The 18062-nt window shown below is 37.3% G+C and carries 16 protein-coding genes; 2 read left to right on the top strand and 14 right to left on the bottom strand.

Translation table 11 applies throughout. The features are described 5' to 3' along the window. Window positions 1-21 precede the first annotated feature (21 nt). Window positions 22-261 carry a hypothetical protein gene (locus J2Y40_RS04590; RefSeq protein ID WP_002977986.1) on the top strand — a complete coding sequence of 80 codons (240 nt, stop codon included), beginning with the start codon at window positions 22-24 and terminating at the stop codon, window positions 259-261. 49 nt (window positions 262-310) lie between these two features. Here J2Y40_RS04590 and J2Y40_RS04585 read toward each other — a convergent pair whose 3' ends face one another. From J2Y40_RS04585 to dnaN, 6 genes are all read right to left on the bottom strand, one after another. Next, window positions 311-721, bottom strand: coding sequence for an META domain-containing protein (locus J2Y40_RS04585; RefSeq protein ID WP_153393444.1), 411 nt, complete (start codon window positions 719-721; stop codon window positions 311-313). 486 nt (window positions 722-1207) lie between these two features. Continuing rightward, window positions 1208-3610, bottom strand: coding sequence for a phenylalanine--tRNA ligase subunit beta (pheT, locus tag J2Y40_RS04580; RefSeq protein ID WP_309997398.1), 2403 nt, complete (start codon window positions 3608-3610; stop codon window positions 1208-1210). 40 nt (window positions 3611-3650) lie between these two features. Further along, complete coding sequence (locus J2Y40_RS04575; RefSeq protein ID WP_309997396.1) at window positions 3651-3929, bottom strand: hypothetical protein; 279 nt, start codon at window positions 3927-3929, stop codon at window positions 3651-3653. Window positions 3930-3969: 40 nt separating this feature from the next. After that, window positions 3970-4185 carry a M23 family metallopeptidase gene (locus tag J2Y40_RS04570; protein WP_309997394.1) on the bottom strand — a complete coding sequence of 72 codons (216 nt, stop codon included), beginning with the start codon at window positions 4183-4185 and terminating at the stop codon, window positions 3970-3972. Continuing rightward, on the bottom strand, window positions 4104-4703 hold the full coding sequence (locus tag J2Y40_RS04565) for a hypothetical protein (protein WP_309997392.1): 600 nt from the start codon (window positions 4701-4703) through the stop codon (window positions 4104-4106). The genes J2Y40_RS04570 and J2Y40_RS04565 overlap by 82 nt, the downstream gene beginning before the upstream one ends. A gap of 66 nt (window positions 4704-4769) precedes the next feature. Then, window positions 4770-5900: a DNA polymerase III subunit beta gene (gene dnaN / locus J2Y40_RS04560; RefSeq protein WP_153393453.1), complete on the bottom strand. Its 1131-nt coding sequence runs from the start codon at window positions 5898-5900 to the stop codon at window positions 4770-4772. Window positions 5901-6098: 198 nt separating this feature from the next. On the opposite strand from dnaN, the gene J2Y40_RS04555 reads away from it, so the two are divergent. Next, on the top strand, window positions 6099-6455 hold the full coding sequence (locus tag J2Y40_RS04555; RefSeq protein ID WP_153393456.1) for a diacylglycerol kinase family protein: 357 nt from the start codon (window positions 6099-6101) through the stop codon (window positions 6453-6455). A gap of 60 nt (window positions 6456-6515) precedes the next feature. Here the strand turns inward: J2Y40_RS04555 and J2Y40_RS04550 are convergent, their stop codons facing one another. From J2Y40_RS04550 to purB, 8 genes are all read right to left on the bottom strand, one after another. Next, the gene (locus tag J2Y40_RS04550; protein WP_153393459.1) at window positions 6516-7145 is read right to left on the bottom strand and encodes a GDSL-type esterase/lipase family protein; all 630 of its coding nucleotides are present in this window, start codon (window positions 7143-7145) and stop codon (window positions 6516-6518) included. Continuing rightward, a complete protein-coding gene (locus tag J2Y40_RS04545; RefSeq protein WP_309997386.1) occupies window positions 7146-8327 on the bottom strand; it encodes a glycosyltransferase family 39 protein in 1182 nt (393 codons plus the stop codon). A 120-nt stretch (window positions 8328-8447) separates the two neighbouring features. After that, on the bottom strand, window positions 8448-8867 hold the full coding sequence (locus J2Y40_RS04540) for a ribonuclease inhibitor (RefSeq protein ID WP_309997383.1): 420 nt from the start codon (window positions 8865-8867) through the stop codon (window positions 8448-8450). Beyond that, window positions 8848-12543: a phosphoribosylformylglycinamidine synthase gene (locus J2Y40_RS04535; RefSeq protein ID WP_309997381.1), complete on the bottom strand. Its 3696-nt coding sequence runs from the start codon at window positions 12541-12543 to the stop codon at window positions 8848-8850. The genes J2Y40_RS04540 and J2Y40_RS04535 overlap by 20 nt, the downstream gene beginning before the upstream one ends. A 43-nt stretch (window positions 12544-12586) precedes the next feature. Next, a complete protein-coding gene (locus tag J2Y40_RS04530; protein WP_309997378.1) occupies window positions 12587-14014 on the bottom strand; it encodes a serine hydrolase in 1428 nt (475 codons plus the stop codon). A 22-nt stretch (window positions 14015-14036) separates the two neighbouring features. Beyond that, entirely contained in the window at window positions 14037-15458 is a 1422-nt protein-coding gene (locus J2Y40_RS04525) for a serine hydrolase (protein ID WP_309997376.1), read from the bottom strand. 15 nt (window positions 15459-15473) lie between these two features. After that, window positions 15474-16433: a WG repeat-containing protein gene (locus J2Y40_RS04520; protein ID WP_309997373.1), complete on the bottom strand. Its 960-nt coding sequence runs from the start codon at window positions 16431-16433 to the stop codon at window positions 15474-15476. Between the two features lie 50 nt (window positions 16434-16483). Further along, the gene (gene purB / locus J2Y40_RS04515; RefSeq protein WP_309997371.1) at window positions 16484-17911 is read right to left on the bottom strand and encodes an adenylosuccinate lyase; all 1428 of its coding nucleotides are present in this window, start codon (window positions 17909-17911) and stop codon (window positions 16484-16486) included. Window positions 17912-18062: the final 151 nt, after the last annotated feature.

Below are 18062 nucleotides of genomic sequence, written 5' to 3'. Positions count from 1 at the left end.
TAAAGTTAAAACATTAAAAAAATGAAATTACCAAAGTTTTTATTAGCAGATAATTCGGAATTTCCTGAAGATCTATTCGTAGTACACACAGAATATCCAAGATTTATCTTAAACGTTGAGGAAGAAGAGGTTGAGTGGTTAGATGATCTTGAAGGTGATGATGAAGAAACAATGGCGGATGAAGCTACTAAAGTGGTAGAAGCGGCATTTAAATGGTGCGATGAAGAGTTGGCTAAGTACGACGAAGAAGAGGAAGATTAATAACAATCTAAACATAAAAAAGGAACTCAAATTGAGTTCCTTTTATTTTTTATTCTGTTTTGTTGAACTTCAACAATAAAAGATTGTCTTTGTAAAGCTCTAAGGTATTCCCGGAAATCACATATTTATTGGCTTTCCCTACCATATCCATAAAATTCTGTTCCACACTCATGCTGTTGCACATCATTTTGGTAGATCCTAACTGCCCTGCAGAGAAAGTACCTGTAGAAGATTCTATTTTAGCCGTTCCGAAATAATTATTGCATCCTGCATTACCATTGATCTTTTCTCCTTCAAAATTCAGGGTAGGAATTTTTCCTTTTACGTTATCTGCAAGGGTCCATTTTGTATTTTCTAATGAAGGTTGCGCTTTTCCTACTTTTGAAGCAGAAGCACTTGTTGCTGCACCACACGACGCCAAAACTGCTGCCGCACATATACTTAAAAAAAGATTTTTCATTTTTTTCTTTTAGAATTAATCAAATTTACGGATTTTATATTATCTAAACGGTTTGCGAGAAATTTTATTACTTTTTTAAGAGGTTTATTTTACTATTTCTTCCAATGATTTTATTAAAAATTTATTCTGATCTGCCACGGATGCACGAATGAATTTTGGATAGTTTTTTATTCGCTCGCTGATTTTGCAGATGGCGCAGATTTTTGGGAATTGCTTTTATTGGGTTTGCGCAAAAACGCTATTTTTTTTGCCAACTTCCTGGGTACATAAGGCGCAAAGATTTTATCTGCGATAAAATATGACACTGGGAAACTTGCTGAAAATCTCTGATTTTCTTGCGCCCTAAAAACATCTGCATAGTCAAAAAACCTTGCGACATTGCGTTTTCCAACTAAAAAAATGCAGTTTGGATTTTATAATAAGAATTTTATATAACAAAAAAAACGGACTAAAAAGTCCGTTTTATAAGTATATTATTCTATTGAATTAAGATCTTAATTCTGCATTGTATTCTTTCTGGAATGCTTTGATTAAAGAATCCATTACTTCTGAAATTTCTTTTTCTTCCAGTGTTTTTTCTTCATTCAGAAGCTCAAAGCTCATCGCATAAGATTTCTTTCCTTCCGGAAGATTTTTCCCTTCATATACATCAAATAAGTTGATGTTTTTAATGAATGGGGATTTATTTTTCTTTGCAGTCTGGTAAAGATCCTGATAGTTTACATTCTTATCAATCAATAATGCAAGGTCTCTTCTGATCTTGTTGAATTTAGGAATATCCTTAAATTTCAGGGTATTCTTAGAGCGTAATTCCTGAGCCAGTTCCAGTTCTATTTCAGCATAGAAGCATTCCTGGTCAACATCAGCATCTTTCAGCAATGTAGGAGCTACTTTACCAATTCTTACCAACGTTTTTCCGTTCACTTCATAAGCTAAGGCGTCAGAGAATCTTTCATCAGATAAAGCCGTTTCTTTATAATCAACCATTAGTTTTTCCAATAAAACTTTAACGTAAGCTTTAAGGTTATAGAAACTTACCGCAGATTTTGGCAGCAGCCAGTTTTCTGCAGCATCTCTTCCGGAAACAAGAATGGCCAGCTGTTTTCTTTCTTCATATTTATCTCTCTTGTGGTAAATTTTACCCAGTTCAAAGAACTTAATGTCCTGATTTTTTCTGTTGATATTGTAAACAGCATTCTGAAGAAGCCCTTCCAATAAAGATTTTCTCATAAATGCAAGATCACCGCTCAATGGGTTTAACAGCTTCACGGCATCTGTTTCATCTTTCACAGAGGTCAGAGAATTGTTCATCACTTCATTGAAACCTAATCCCTGTAATGTTCTTGCCCAGCTGTTTTCCAGTTCATCCTGGTCATTTGCATTTAATTTTACAGGAGTAAAGGAGATCTTTTGTGGAGCATCAATTTTGTTGTATCCGTAAATTCTAAGAATCTCTTCAATAACGTCGATTTCTCTTGTTACATCTGCTCTATAAGCCGGTACAGAGATTTCAAGACCGTTCTGAATTTCGTTCAGTACCTGAATCTCAAGGGCTTTTAAAATTTCTTTTACTTTCTCTCTGTGAATTTTTGTTCCTAAAATCTGTTCAATCTTAGAGAATCTGATGATCACATAGCTGTCTTCAATTTTCTTTGGATATTCTTCTAACAGTTCTCCTACAAATTTTCCTCCTGCAATTTCCTGGATCATTTTAATGGCATGGGTAATTGCTGTTCTGGTAATATTAGGATCAACTCCTCTTTCAAACCTGAAAGAAGCATCTGTATTCAGTCCGTGGAATTTTGCTCCTTTTCTTACCGCTACCGGATTGAAATAAGCACTTTCCAGGAATATGGTTTTTGTAGCATCAGAAACCCCGGATTCTGCCCCGCCGAACACTCCTGCAATACACATCGGGTTATCTTTACCGTCTTTGATCATGATCTCGGAACCGTTCAAGGTTCTTTCTGTTCCGTCAAGAGTTTTGAATTTTGTTCCTTCTTTTACCACCCCTACTTTTACTTTTTTATCTGCAATCTTATCTGCATCAAAAGCATGAAGCGGCTGTCCATAGCCGTGAAGGATATAGTTGGTGATGTCTACAATATTGTTAATCGGGCTTAATCCGATAGCTTTCAGTCTGTCTTTTAACCAAGCCGGAGAATCTGCTACTTTTACCTCTTCAATAACGGCTCCGATATATCTTGGGCAAAGCGCAGTATCTTCTACCTCCAGAGTAAATTCGTGGGTACCTTCACCGTTTAAAACGACAGAGGAAACTTTCTCAAACGTTGACTTCTGCTGATTAGTGGAAAGAAAAGCGTACAGGTCTCTTGCCACACCGTAATGTGACATGGCATCTGTCCTGTTAGGTGTCAGACCGATTTCAAAAACTTCATCATTGGTCAGTTCAAAATAATCGGCAAAGTTTTTTCCTACTTCATATTTGGTTTCGTCTAAAACCATGATTCCACCGTGATCTTCACTTAATCCAAGCTCATCTTCTGCACAGATCATTCCCTGAGAAACCTCTCCTCTGATCTTTGCTTCCTTGATTTCGAAAAAGTTCCCGGTTTTATCATAAATTTTAGTTCCTACCACCGCTACAGGCACGGTCTGTCCGGCTTCCACATTAGGAGCACCGCACACGATGTTTAAAACTTTTCCGTTTCCTACATCCACCGTAGTTTTTTTCAGTTTGTCTGCATTCGGATGTTTCTCGCAGGTCAATACTTTTCCTACAACAATTCCTTCCAGACTGCCTTTTACACTTTCAAATTTTTCTATCCCTTCAACTTCAAGACCTATATCTGTAAGGAATTCTCCAATCCTTTCCGTTTTCAGTTCCGTTTTGACATAGTCTTTCAGCCAGTTGTTTGATATTTTCATTTGTTTATCGATCTACTAATTTTACCCGTCAAATGAAACCTTAGATTTCATTTGCTCTATTTTGAACTTTTATTTGAAGATTCACGTAAATATTTACGTGAGTTTTCGCGCTACAAATGTCGTGTTTTTTTAAGAAACAGCGAAATTTAGAAGCGACTTTAATAGGATAAATTCCTTTGATTTGTTTTAATACCTGTCTGGCAGAACAATCTTCTTCCATCGCATCAAAACGCTTTTTCTTTGTGCCTGGCCCAGTCGAAAACTCAGTATCCTCTGAAATATTTCTTTTTCTCCATAAGATACTCCGTCTTACTTCCATTACCTGTTCTAAAAAGTGTTTTTATCGTCTTCATCAGCTTTTATTCTGCAAGATTGGGAATATAACATACAAAATGCAGGTGGGGTCCGTTACACCAGCCTGTATTCCCGCTTAATGCTATCACATCACCCTTTTTTACCTGATCACCGAGATTCACTTTAACTCCATTCTCCTTCAAATGATAATATTGGGCAAAGGTTCCGTCTGAGTTATCGTAACATAATTTCCCTGATCTATGCAGCTTATTGTAGGGCATCCTGTATTATTGTGCTGAATAAAATCAGTTACGATTCCTTCTCTGGCAGCCGTAATTTCTGTGCCTTCCGGCATTTTAAAATCAAGGGAGTTTTCATTACGGTGCGAAAAAGCTCCATTATATCCCTGATGTACTGTGAAAGAATTACCTTTTTTAAACGGCAGATCGTACTTATAGTCCGAATCATAGGTATTCTGATTAACATTGCCGGTGTACATCGTATAGCCCGGCATTTTTTTTGCGCCCCACTTTTTTGTCTTATCCTTTACAACAAAATAGGCAATCCGGTTTTTGAATGACTGTGCTGGTATAACCTGTACTGCTTTAAAAACTTCGGGAGCTGTTGCATTTTCCAGTTCCGGTGTTCCGGAAAACACAAAAGACATGGGATAAACCTCCCGGTTGTCTGCATAATAAGCTACCGTATCTTCCTTGCGTTCCTGATATACCTTGATATTTTTCTGTGAAAACATCTGGATAAACTGTAATCCTGCAATCAGGATCAATATTTTCTTCATGGTTTGTTTTATCAAAAAAAGAGACTGAAAATTCAGCCTCTTTTGAGTTTTTATGTATTTAAAATATTACAATCCGATCACCGGCATTGATAACATTAGAATATTTTCGCTTTCTTCAAGACCGTCAAGAGGCTCAATGATTCCCGGTCTGTTAGGCTGGGACATTTTCATGGTAATATCATCGGAACCTAAAATGGTAAGCATTTCTGTTAAGAACTTAGAACTGAACCCGATATTGATATCTTCTCCGTTGTAGTCGCAAGGAATCTGCATATCTGCTTTGTTGGCATATTCTGTATCTTCTGCATGAAGGTGAAGAATATTGGCAGAGAGCTTAAATCTAACCTGATTGGTTGACTTGTTGGACATGATTGATGCTCTTTTGATTGCTCCTAATAAAAGATTTCTGTTGATCGTCAGTATATTCGGATTTTCTTTAGGGATTACCGCAGTATAGTTAGGATATTTCCCGTCAATCAGTCTGCAGATCCAAATATGTTTGCCAAAAGTAAACTTGGCCATATTCTCATTGAAATCGATGGTAACGTCTTCATTAGAGCTTGCCAGAATATTTTTGAAAATGTTGAGTGGTTTTTTCGGCATGATGAATTCCATTGGTTCAGGGTTCATCAGGTCAGATCTCTTGTATACTACCAGTCTGTGAGAGTCTGTAGATACAAAGTTGGTTTCATTTTCACCAAACTGGAAAAGTACCCCGGTCATTACGGGACGAAGAGAATCGTTACTTGTTGCAAAAAGGGTATTGGTTAATGCTTCAGATAAAACACCTGCAGGCATGGTTACGCTTTGTGATGCATCAAATTCCGGCAGTTCAGGATAATCGTCTGCATTATCCAGTGCTACAGCGAAATTATCTTTTTCATCCAGGATCTCAAGCTGGCTTCCTGTACCTTCTGCATTGTCTTTTACAGCAAGCGTTAAAGGCTGCTCGCCATAGGTTTTGATAAAATCCTGGAAAATCTTAGCAGGAACGGCAAATTTCCCTGAATCATCAGACTTTACTTCTAAGGACGTTACAAGAGTTGTCTCGCCATCAGATGCTGTAATGGTAACATTATTTCCGTCTAATTCAAAAAGATAGTTTTCTAAAATCGGTCTCGACTGAGAACTTGATATTACGCCACTTACAGTTTGCAGAGCCTTCTGCAGTTCACCACTTGAAATAATAAATTTCATAGATTTAAAAATAATTTTTACAAATATAATAAATAGAAAATAGATTAAAAAAAATAATCCTGAGAGTTATTAACAACCATCAAAAGAATTTCCCAACTATTTCTATCTCAATTTTTTGATAAGGAAGACAATCCTCCGATGATAAATTTATGAATTATTTTTGATCAAATAATTATATTTGTCAAGAATATTTTCCCGATGCGAAAACCACCCGTCCATAAAAGTTTTTTTAACGCTTTCCGCGGTATTTTTTTAATGGTAAAAACGGAAAGGAATTTCCAAATTGAGCTTGTGGCTTTCTTCATCAATATTTTTCTGATCTTTTACTTACAGCTTTCTGCTACAGATGCCATTCTTATTCTTCTGGTCTGTTTTGTGGTTCTGAGCGCTGAAATCTTTAATACAGCCGTAGAAAAGCTTTGTGATATGGTTCAGCCTGATTTTGATAAAAGAATTGGTTTTATTAAAGATATTGCAGCAGGCGCGGTTCTTCTGACGAGTATTCTGGCAGTTGTTGCAGGAGTTATTATTTACAGAAAATATCTATTTCAATAAAAAAGTATTTCAAAACAGGGATATCTCCATTTGTACCTGCTCTTTCTGCAGGGTTCTGTATTATAAATATTTTTCGATGATTGGGATTGCTATTTCCGCCATAATTCCGTAGCCTTTTTCATTGGGATGAACACCGTCTGCCGACAGCAGAAATTCCTTATCTTCAAAAAAAGCAGTGTAAAAATCGATATAACCAAGCCCATGGTCTGACGCAATATCTCTGAGAATCCGATTGTACACAATAACTTCTTTATTGGTTCTCAATTTTCCTGAGTTTACTACTACTCCATCTATTTTCTGAGCAAAAGGAAGAATACTTACCAGGTAAATATCGGAAGAAAATTTTTTAGCTTCCTTAGCTGCAGCGATCATATTATTTTTGAATTTTTCATGTCCTACTACCTGCTTATTGTCTTTTATGGCCAGATCATTGGCTCCGTATCCCAGAAAAACAATATTTCCGTCTGCTGAGTTTCTTGCACTTAATTCATGGGGCATTCTTTTCAGCAGCCCTTCAGTTGTTTCACCGCCAATTCCAAGATTGAATAAGATGAGTTCATCACCATTTCCTTCATGGAACTGCTGGAGTGCGTATCTTTTCAGAATATCAACCCATCCGCCAAAAACACCGTCATATTCTCCGTAAGTAATGCTGTCTCCGAAGAACAGCCCGTATACTATTTTTTTCACTTATTCAGTTTCTTTTTTATATTTATTAAAAACAGTGTTATACACGAGGTATGCTGCTAAAAACAGCTGATACCATTCAAAATCCAGTTTAAATCTTGTCATTCCGGCCTGTCCTATCATATAAGGTACCGTAAAGTTACCAAACAACAATATTGAAAAAAGAAATAATTCCCACTTTTTGTGCCTGTATAACTGGATCAAGCTTATCAAAACAGTAAAATTCAAAATGATAACATAAACTTTCCTTCCCATGACTGCGGGTGAGGAATCATAGAAATATCTTGATGGTACATACCATAACATAAGTGCATTGGCAGCGGCTTTTTTCAGTGAGACATAAGGGTTGTTTTTTTCAATACTCCTGACTTCTTTTTCATATATTTTCTCCATGGTGAACTCATCGGTATGCATTCTTTTTTTTCTTATTTCGGAGCTTTTCTGAAGAGATATTTTTTGTAATGACTCAAAAACCTGTACTTCATGAAAATATCCGAAATGTATATTCTGCCAAACGGGGCTCTTGGATAGAATAATCTTATTAAAAGTTACGTAATTCCGGGCTACCCACGGGGTATATAAACAGCCTATAATTCCCAGCACTGCCACCATTTCTTTCAGCTTAATTTTTTTAAATAAAAGAAGGCACAGTAAAAGAATCATGGAAAGCGGAACTGCAACCACCTGGCTTAAAAATAACACTGCCGAACTGATTCCCAGCATGATGACGTGTCCCCAGGAATATTTTCCATTCCATATGACTAAAAAAAAGTATAGAAAGATCAGAAAAATAAAAATGAAAACATTCGTAATTTCCAAAGTATTGGAATAGAGAAAGTAGGCAGGTGATCCTATAAATAAATATCCGGTAAGAATTCCTATTTTATCTTTATTGAATATTTTTGAAATGAGAATAAAAAGCAGGGGGATTAGAAAAAAGATAAAATGCTGCGATAGAATAACAGCTGTTTTTGCATGGTCCCCAAAAATATAAATGAATAGAGATAAAAAAAGTGGATATACCGGCAGCTTATACGCGGTAGGCCCCACACTCATAAATTCGGAATACACTCCATATTTAACCAAATTATTAGCAATATCCCAATCTTCAAAGGTAAGTCCCTCAAAATTTTTTTTGTGAGAATAAAAAATCTTCAGAAAAAGAACTGCCAAGTTAAACATCATAAAAACTTTACATTTCAACAAAAGATTCATTAGTCTTGTCATGATTAATTCAATAGTATTGTGGGCTGCAAAATTAATTATTTAGGCTTATACTTAGGGCATAAAGAGAAAGTACTTTTATTAGTCTTCCGATAAAACCAACGTAATATTTTTATGGGATTGTATGATTTCAACCAGAATTTCAAACAGTGTTTGTCCTCTTCCGGCCAGAAGCTCGTTTAGTTTCTGTTGAATCAATTCGGTGTTAAAAGGTTTGCCCTGTCTGATCTTATTTTCATAAAATTCCTGTGTAGCCATTAGGCCAAGGTCTTCTTTTGATTTTCCAGACAGCTTCCATATCATTTCTATTTCCTCATTATTTTCAAATACCCCGAAACCGCCATATAAAATATCATTAAAGCCATCAAGCGTTCCCACTTTCCAGTCCGCATCTTTCATCAGCACGTTGGAAATTTCATCATAGAAACCTGCTAGAGACGAAAAATGACCGCCATGGATGACGATCATTTTTCTTGTATTGTTATTTGAAGTATTCAACACCGTTTTTGAATATATTGTGATAATTCGCGGTAGGAATATTTTTCATGAGGCCTTCTGCAAAACGTTCAGGATGTCCCATTCTTCCGTAAATCTTTCCACATGGACTGGTAATTCCTTCAATTCCGAACAGTGAGTTGTTTGGGTTGAACGGCATTCCGTGGGCAATGTTTCCGTCTAAATCGATATACTGTGTTGCAATCTGTCCGTTTTCATAAAGCTTTTTGATTTCTTCTTCTGAAGCCATGAAACGTCCTTCACCGTGGGAAATCGGAATGGTAAACTCCTGGCCTTTCATTCCTTTTAACCATGGGCTTTCATCATTCACCACTCTTACCGTCACCATCTGGGAAATATGTCTTCTGATGGCGTTATGAGCCAATGTTGGAGAGTTTTCATCCAGATCTTTAATTCTTCCGTAAGGCAGCAGCCCTGATTTCACCAACGCCTGGAATCCGTTACAAATCCCGATGATCATTCCGTCTCTGTCTAACAGCTCGTGAACGGCATTTTTCATCTTTTCGTTTTTCAGAACATTCACGATGAATTTTGCGGAACCATCCGGCTCATCCCCTGCTGAGAATCCTCCTGAGAATGCTAAAATCTGAGAGGTTCTGATCTCTTCTACCCATGCATCGATGCTTTCATCCAATAATTGGTGACTGATGTTGATCAAAGGCAGACTGCTTACTACAGCTCCTTCTTTCTGGAATGCATTCAGTGTGTCATACTCACAGTTGGTTCCCGGGAATACCGGAGCGAATACTTTAGGCTGCGCAATTCCGTGTTTCTTGATGATGATATTTCTTGGATGGATGGAGTTTGATTTTTCATCAATCTCCACCGTAATTTTTTCTTTTTCTACCGTTGGGAAAAGGTTTTCAAATGTACCGGTGTAAGCTGATTCAAGATTTGAAATTTGAAATTTGAAATTATTGATGGTTACCACTTCATCCGTAACTACTTTTCCAATCATCTGAAGATTTACAGAGCTTAGTTCTTCTTTAGCTTCGATAATTAAGCTACCGATATTTTTAGCTAATAAGGTATTTTCATCTGCATTGATTTCAGCGCCTAATCTGTTTCCGAAGCTCATTTTTGCCAATGCTACAGCAATACCTCCTTCTTTTACCGTTTTTACAGAAACAATTTTTCCTGATTTGATATTTTCAAAGATGAATTCATAAACATCTTTTAAAGCATTATAGTCTGGAAGACCGCTTTCCTGAGCGATGTGATTGAAGAAATAAATCTTGTTTCCTGCCGCTTTAAATTCCGGAGAAATAATATTTTGTTTTTCTCCATTGGCACATGCGAAAGAAATCAATGTTGGTGGTACGTTCAGATCCTGGTAAGTTCCACTCATGGAATCTTTACCTCCGATAGCCGCTAAACCAAGGTTGATCTGAGCATCATAAGCTCCTAAAAGAGAGGCTAAAGGTTTGCCCCATTTTTCAGCGTTTTGTCCCAGTTTTTCAAAATATTCCTGGAAGCTAAGTCTGATGTTTTTATAATCACCTCCCATAGCCACGATCTTCGCAACACTTTCTACTACTGCATAAGATGCTCCCAGCAATGAGTTCTGTTTTGAAATTTCAGCATCAAAGCCCCAGCTTGCCAGAGAAACGGTTTTAATATCTTTTGCACCTAAAACAGGCAGTGTCTGAACACTTCCTTCCATTAAGGTCTGCTGATATTTTCCTCCTAAAGGCATTGCTACGGTAGTTCCTCCAACTGAAGAATCAAACATTTCCAGCAATCCTTTTTGAGAGGCTACATTTTTATCTTTTAAAATATCCAGGAAGTTTTCTTCCGTGAATGTTTTGATTTCTTCTTTTACTTCTTCAAGGTGAGTGATCTTTACTTCCTGAGATTTTGAACATCCGTTGGTATCCAGGAATGCTCTTGAAAGATCTACAATTTTATCGCCTTTCCAGAACATCTGCATTCTTCCTGAATCTGTTACTTTCGCTACTTCTACCGCTACGATATTTTCAGCTTCACAGAATTTAATGAACTTTTCTTTATCTTTCGGATCTACCACTACAGCCATTCTTTCCTGAGATTCGGAAATAGCCAGTTCGGTTCCGTTTAATCCTTCATATTTTAAAGGAAGCACATCAAGGTTTACTTCCAGAGAGTCTGCAATTTCACCGATGGCTACGGAAACTCCTCCGGCACCGAAGTCATTTGACTTTTTAATCAGTCTTGTCACCTCCGGATTTCTGAACAGTCTCTGGATTTTACGTTCTTCTACTGCATTTCCTTTCTGAACTTCGGAACTCATGGTATGAATAGAGGTTTCATCCTGTTCTTTTGAACTTCCGCTGGCACCGCCCACTCCGTCACGTCCTGTTGCTCCTCCTAAAATAATGATAGAATCGCCATTGGCTGGTTTTTCACGTCTTACCCAATCTATAGGAACCGCTCCGGTTACAAACCCTACTTCCATTCTTTTGGCTTTGTAGCCTTCATCATAGATCTCGGAAACCATGGTTGTTGCCAGACCGATCTGGTTACCATACGATGAATATCCGTTGGCAGCCTGTTTGGTAATGGTTTTTTGTGGTAATTTTCCCGGTAAAGTTTTATCTACTGATTCTAAAACATCAGCAGCTCCTGTCAGTCTCATCGCCTGGAATACAAAAGATCTTCCAGATAAAGGATCTCTGATCGCTCCTCCTAAACAGGTTGAAGCTCCTCCAAACGGCTCAATTTCTGTAGGGTGATTGTGGGTTTCATTTTTGAATAATAAATACCAAGGTTCTTTTTTACCGTCGTATTCTGCTTCAATCTGGATGGTACAGGCGTTGATCTCATCGGAAATCACAAGATTATCCAGGTTACCTGTTTTATGGAAATATTTACCGCATACGGTGGCCAGATCCATTAATGAGATTGGCTTCAGTTCTCGGCCTAAGAATTTTCTTTTTTCGATATAGTCATTGAAAATGGTTTCCAATGTATGTTTGAACTGCCCTTCAAACTGAATATCTGACAATTCTGTTTCGAAAGTAGTGTGACGGCAGTGATCACTCCAATACGTATCTAAAACTTTAAGCTCTGTTTCCGTAGGATTTCTCTGCTCTGTTTTGAAATATTCCTGAATGAATTTAAGGTCATCCAATCCCAGGGCAAAACCGTGGTTATTGTAGAAATTCTCAAGCTCAGCATCATTAAAATTGGTGAAATTTTCATGAACCAAAACTTTTGAAGGGGTTTCATCGGCAGGAATATCCAGTACGGACAGGTCTTTTTCCTGAGACTCTACTTTATTGATCAGCAGGTCTTTGATTTTAACAAGATCTGATTCAGAGATTCCTTCAAATTCAATCAGCTTACCGCTTCTTACTTTTGATTTTTCATTTTCCGTCAGCAATGCAATACACTGCTGGGCAGAATCTGCTCTCTGGTCATACTGTCCGGGTAAAAACTCCATTCCAAAGTGGATTTTTTCTGCCGGGTTTTCGGTGTGTAAAATATCCGTAACAGGGTCTACAAAAGTGTTATATACTACTTTTTCAAATTCTCCGTCATTCAAACCGAAAATATCGTACACATTGTATACTTTTACGCTTTGAACGGCAGGAACCACCGCTTTTACTTCATCAAAAATTTTTGGACTTTCCACATCGAAAATTCCTCTTTTTTCTACGAAAATTCTTTTGTTTTTAGACATTAGATGTCAGATTTTAATATTAGATTTATTTATTCTTTTTACTTTAAAGCACCAGTGTCAGATTTCTATCCGGAGTTCCGTCTGCATTGGAAGCTTTTTTAGGAGCATTCATCCAGACTACTTTGTTCAGTACAAATTTAAAGGAATATGTCTTACCTTTTTCAAATTTGGATATGGGAACTTCCAGTTCGAACCGGTTTTTATCTTTTTTCGTCATCCGGTATTCTTTATTTTCAGGATTCCAGTCATTGAAAGAACCTGCTACTGCAATGGTATTGAGCAACCCGGCATCTGCATTTTTGGGATGGGTATAGCTGAACACAACGTTATTTCCTTTTACAGAATATCCGTACACTTCTTTTTTTGCTGATGATGAAGTAAGGTCTTCCATGATTTCTGAAGCGCTGTCCAGAAGTACAAATCCGCCCCCGTCTACACTGACATTGACAATCATACAGATTCCTATATTCAATTCAGGGTATACCGTAAACCAGGTCTGAGTTCCAAAAGAGCCACCATGTTTAAATCCAACTTTTCCGAATTCACTGATGTAATAGTCATCCCAAAGATAGCCCTTCCAGGTTTCTTTACTATTCTCTATATTTTTATGGGTTCCCTGAACAACCTTGTCTTTTGAATACAGTTCATCTTTCAGAAACTTCATCAGATCTCCGAGAGTTGATTTTGTTCTTGCTCCTGTAGAACCCCATAAATTAGAGGCAAAATGAGGCATTAACTGATGATCTCCATTGTATCCATTGGCTAATATTTCATTTTTCCCCAGGGTAAACTTAGTATTCTTCATCCCTAATTTTGAAAAAATATTTTCATGGAAAAGCGTTTCTACCTCTTTACCATAGACATTTTCAAGGATATGTCCTGCCAGTTCAAGACTTAAGTTGCTGTATTGATATTTAAATCCGGGAACGGTATCCAGTTTTACCTGCTTCAGATCTTTTAAAAACTGGTCTTTGAAATAGCCCGCTTCACGTTCCATCATTAAGAAAGGGCTTTTACCCGTCCAGTTTTTACCTCTCAAATCATCTTCATCGGGCAGGCTTCTTGGTAAGGCTGTAGTATAAGAAAGAATATTTCTGACTTTTATAGGGGTTCCGTTATATTCTAAATTCCGGTAATCGTCTTTAAGATATTTCCTAATGTCATCATCAAGATTAATCTTCCCTTCCAATATTGCTTTAGACAGCATCTGACCTGTAAAAAGCTTAGTTACTGAAGCTATTTCAAAGTAGGTATTATCATTTGCCTGGTTTCCTTTTCCTTTATCGAGTTCACCAAAATGTCTGGTATAGACTTTTCCATCTTTTATGATTCCGATGGACACGGAATAGGCTCCTGATTTTTCAGCCAGTTTTTTTGCATTCGCTTCAATGATTGAATATACTGTCTTTTCACTCTGTGAATAGCTCTTTACAAAGGTCAGAATAAGTATAAACATCAGTACATTTCTCATCAGGCTGATTTTTTTCTTCTATTTAAAGTGTGAATATTAAGTTCTTATCCGGTGTATTGTCTGCATTGGAAGCTCTTTTAGGAGCATTCAGCCAGGCGGTCTTGTTCAGTACAAATTTAAAGGTATATGTCTTCCCTTTTTCAAATTTGGATACAGGAACTTCCAGTTCAAACCGGTTTTTATCTTTTTTTGTCATCTGGTAGTCCTTATTTTCAGGATTCCAGTCATTGAAGGAGCCTGCTAGTGCAACGGTATTGAGCAGTCCGGCATCTGCATTTTGAGGGTGGGTATAGCTGAATACAACGTTATTTCCTTTTACTGAATATCCGTACATTTCTTTTTTTGCTGAAGGGACTGCGAAATCTTCTATTATTTCGCCAGCAGCATTCTGAAGAATAGGGAAAGTTGTGGGTGTACTATTGTTGACGATTACACAAATTCCCATTTTAAGTTCGGGATAAATGGCAAACCAGGTTTGCGTGCCGAATGCTCCGCCATGTTTATTGCCAACCTTTCCGTATTCACTGATGTAGAAGTTATCCCAGAAGTAGCTGTGCCAGTTTTCCTTGCTGTTATCAATATTTCTCTGTGACTCCAGAATGACTTTGTCTTTTGAATACAACTCATCTTTCATGAATTTCATAAGATCTCCCATACTGGATATGGTTTTCATTCCTGAAGAACTCCACAGATTTGATTCAAAATGCGGCATCAGCTTTCCGTCGTAATACCCATTTGCTACAGGCACCGTTTTTTGAGCTCCGAATTTGGTATGCTGCATTCCCAGTCTGGAAAAAATATTTTCATTGAAAAGGGTCTCTATACTCTTTCCGTATGCGTTTTCCAAAATAACCCCTGTAAGTTCCAGGCTCAGATTGCTGTAGTTATATTCTACTCCCGGAAGTCCTTTGAGTTTTACATTTTTTAAATCTTTGAAAAACTGTTCCCTGGAATAAGAGGCAGAGAGATCTCTTAATAAAAACGGGGTATCACTCGTCAGATTTTTATAAAGAGCCTCATCATCGGGTAATGTACGCGGTAATGCGGAATTGTAAGCGATAAAGTTTCTGATTTTAATCGGGGTACCGTTGTATTCCAGATTGGGATAATCTCCTTTCAGGTATTTTCTGATATCATCATCAAGATTAATTTTTCCGTCAACCACTGCTTTTGCCAGTAATTGTCCGGTCATCACCTTGGTAACTGAAGCAATTTCGAAATAGGTATTATCATTGGCTTTATTGCCTTTTCCTTTGTCTATTTCACCGAAATGTTTGGTATAGATTTTCCCGTCTTTCAAAATTCCGACAGAAACGGAATACGCTCCGGATTTTTCTGCAATTTTTTTTGCATTGGCATCTATGATGGAATAAACAGCTTTATCATTCTGTGCATAGTTCTTTGTAAACGCTAAAGCCAGTACCAATACGAATATATTTTTCATTGACTCTCTTCTCTGTTATTTGATTTTATTTGGATTGTCCGGATGATCTTTCTGAAATTTTTCTGCGGCTTTGGTTTCTTTTTTCAGCCATTTTTCAAAAGGAAGTTTTTCATCATAATCTACGGCATACACTGTTTTCCCATCTTCAGATACTGTAAATTTAAAGCGGTAGTCCGATCCTGTATCTTCTTTTCTGTAATCATAGGTATTGACCTGATAGAACGGGAAGTTTTCTTTAGGTCTTTCTACAATTTCAAAGTATAGTTTTTTTTCATTTTCAGACAGTTTATTGTAAAGATTTACATAATAAATATCTGAAAGCTTTTTATTCTGTTGATTGAAAAACTGAAGAATATCCTTCTCTTTTTCATTATAACTGAAAGGATATGGGTAATATTCCCCATCAATTTCTACATCTTTTTCGGACTTCTGTGATACGGGCTGAACCACTTCTCCTTTGGCATTCATAATACCCCATGTTCCGCCAACGATAGATTTATGCTCGTCTTCTGTTTTCTCCCAGTCGCAGCCGTCACAGAAAGAGGCGTATCCATAGTTGAAGGGTGATACAAAATCATGTTCTGCGGCAATGATTGTTTTCCCGTTTCTGTCAGCAAACCCTATCTTCCCGTTTTTAACAAGCCTCCTTAGTCCTTCAGAAAAATAATCTGCTCCGTTATCGTAAAGGAAAGGTCTGTATAGGAAATTCCCTTTTCTGTCATAGACATATCCCCATTCGTTTTTCTGACGCTGTTCGCCTTTTTTTTCACCATCGAAATAGATTGTTTCTCCTTTTACAGGCTCTCCATCTTTAAGATCTGAGTACACTCTGAATTGTGCAGGAATAATTATTTTTCCAGCTTTATTCTTTACTCCCACCAGTGAATCTTTTGATTTAAAGTACTGTAAAGCTTCTTTTTCCTGGGAAAGAGTAATAATGGGTGCAAGCAAAATGGTTAATAGAATCTTTTTCATATGAATGGGGTCTGAAATAAAATATGCAGCCCAAAAGGCTGCATACTTCTTTATACTTTAAGATCAGCTTCCAGTCCTATCAAATCTTTATTCTGATCCAGGATCGGCTGGACTTCATTCTTGATGAATTCCTCCGTCTGAATTGGGGCAAACCCGATAAAGTTTTTAGGATCTAAAACTTCTTTTAATTTCGATTTATCTAATTTTAAAGAATCATCGTTTAAGATTCTTTCGATAAGGTCATTTTCTTTTCCTTCTACTTTCACCTGCTTGGATGCTTCCATAGAGTGAACTCTGATCACTTCGTGGATCTCCTGACGGTCACCTCCTGCTTTTACTTCTTCCATGATGATGTATTCTGTCGCCATGAAAGGAAGCTCCTCCATAATATGTTTGTTGATTCTGTTGGGATACACCACGATTCCGTTCATGATATTGTTCCAGATCAATAGAATGGCATCAACAGCAAGGAAGGCCTGAGGAATTGTCAGTCTCTTATTGGCTGAATCATCCAGCGTTCTTTCAAACCACTGTGTTGAAGCTACCATAGCAGAGCTTGTCGTTAATGACATCACATATTTTGCCAACGCTCCGATTCTTTCGCTTCTCATTGGGTTACGTTTGTAAGCCATTGCGGATGAACCGATCTGGTTTTTCTCGAATGGTTCCTCAATTTCTTTAAGGTTCTGAAGTAAACGTAAATCGTTGGTGAATTTATGAGCAGATTGTGCAATATTTCCTAATAATGCCACCACTTTCGCATCGATTTTTCTGTCGTAAGTCTGTCCGGAAACTCCGAAAACTTTCTCAAATCCAAATCTTTTTGAAAGTTCTTTATCTAAATGTTTTACTTTGGAATAATCACCGTTGAACAGTTCAAGGAAACTTGCCGCTGTTCCTGTAGTTCCTTTTACCCCTCTGAAACGAAGGGTTTCCAGGAAGAAATCAAGCTCTTCAATGTCAAGAACCAAACTCTGTAACCAAAGTGTAGCTCTTTTACCAACAGTCGTTAACTGGGCAGGCTGGAAGTGGGTGAATCCTAAAGTCGGAAGATCTTTGTACTGAATGGCAAAATCAGACAGATTCTTCATCACGTTAACCAGCTTTTTCTTTAAAATTAAAAGCCCATCACGGATCTGAATAAGGTCTGTATTGTCTCCTACAAAAGCTGAAGTAGCTCCCAGGTGGATAATTCCTTTTGCTGAAGGCGCCACATCTCCATACGTGTGAACGTGAGCCATTACATCATGACGGAATTTCTTTTCGTATTCTGCCGCTTTATCGTAATCGATGTTTTCAGCATTTGCTTTCAGTTCGGAAATCTGCTCATCTGTAATGTCAAGACCTAGGTCTTTTTCAATCTCAGCCAGAGCAATCCAAAGCTTTCTCCAGGTACGGAATTTGTTATTATGTGAGAAATTAAACAACATTTCTTCACTGGAATAGCGCTCTTCCAATGGATTTTTGTAGGAATTCATTCTTTTCTTTTACTTTTTAGATGTACAAAAATACGGTTTTTCGGTGAGAGATAAAAATCCTGTTTTTATGATTTTTCAACCTTGTTTTTTGTTGATTGATATGGATTTTATTAAAAAATTTCAGGACTGCATTTATATATTAAAACTAAAG

This window comes from Chryseobacterium sp. 2987, from assembly GCF_031456375.1.
Classification (GTDB): Bacteria; Bacteroidota; Bacteroidia; order Flavobacteriales; family Weeksellaceae; genus Chryseobacterium; species Chryseobacterium vaccae.
Note: the sequence above shows the minus strand (reverse complement) of the source record. Positions and strands in the feature narration are given on the sequence as shown.

Bases quoted from the DNA above. Each gene is read 5' to 3' on its own strand.
- J2Y40_RS04575 (WP_309997396.1), bottom strand. From the start codon at position 3,929: ATGGAAGTAAGACGGAGTATCTTATGGAGAAAAAGAAATATTTCAGAG.
- J2Y40_RS04525 (WP_309997376.1), bottom strand. From the start codon at position 15,458: ATGAAAAATATATTCGTATTGGTACTGGCTTTAGCGTTTACAAAGAAC.
- J2Y40_RS04530 (WP_309997378.1), bottom strand. From the start codon at position 14,014: ATGAGAAATGTACTGATGTTTATACTTATTCTGACCTTTGTAAAGAGC.
- J2Y40_RS04535 (WP_309997381.1), bottom strand. From the start codon at position 12,543: ATGTCTAAAAACAAAAGAATTTTCGTAGAAAAAAGAGGAATTTTCGAT.
- J2Y40_RS04585 (WP_153393444.1), bottom strand. From the start codon at position 721: ATGAAAAATCTTTTTTTAAGTATATGTGCGGCAGCAGTTTTGGCGTCG.
- J2Y40_RS04545 (WP_309997386.1), bottom strand. From the start codon at position 8,327: ATGATGTTTAACTTGGCAGTTCTTTTTCTGAAGATTTTTTATTCTCAC.
- J2Y40_RS04590 (WP_002977986.1), top strand. From the start codon at position 22: ATGAAATTACCAAAGTTTTTATTAGCAGATAATTCGGAATTTCCTGAA.
- pheT (WP_309997398.1), bottom strand. From the start codon at position 3,610: ATGAAAATATCAAACAACTGGCTGAAAGACTATGTCAAAACGGAACTG.
- dnaN (WP_153393453.1), bottom strand. From the start codon at position 5,900: ATGAAATTTATTATTTCAAGTGGTGAACTGCAGAAGGCTCTGCAAACT.
- J2Y40_RS04520 (WP_309997373.1), bottom strand. From the start codon at position 16,433: ATGAAAAAGATTCTATTAACCATTTTGCTTGCACCCATTATTACTCTT.
- J2Y40_RS04565 (WP_309997392.1), bottom strand. From the start codon at position 4,703: ATGAAGAAAATATTGATCCTGATTGCAGGATTACAGTTTATCCAGATG.
- J2Y40_RS04570 (WP_309997394.1), bottom strand. From the start codon at position 4,185: ATGCCCTACAATAAGCTGCATAGATCAGGGAAATTATGTTACGATAAC.
- purB (WP_309997371.1), bottom strand. From the start codon at position 17,911: ATGAATTCCTACAAAAATCCATTGGAAGAGCGCTATTCCAGTGAAGAA.
- J2Y40_RS04555 (WP_153393456.1), top strand. From the start codon at position 6,099: ATGCGAAAACCACCCGTCCATAAAAGTTTTTTTAACGCTTTCCGCGGT.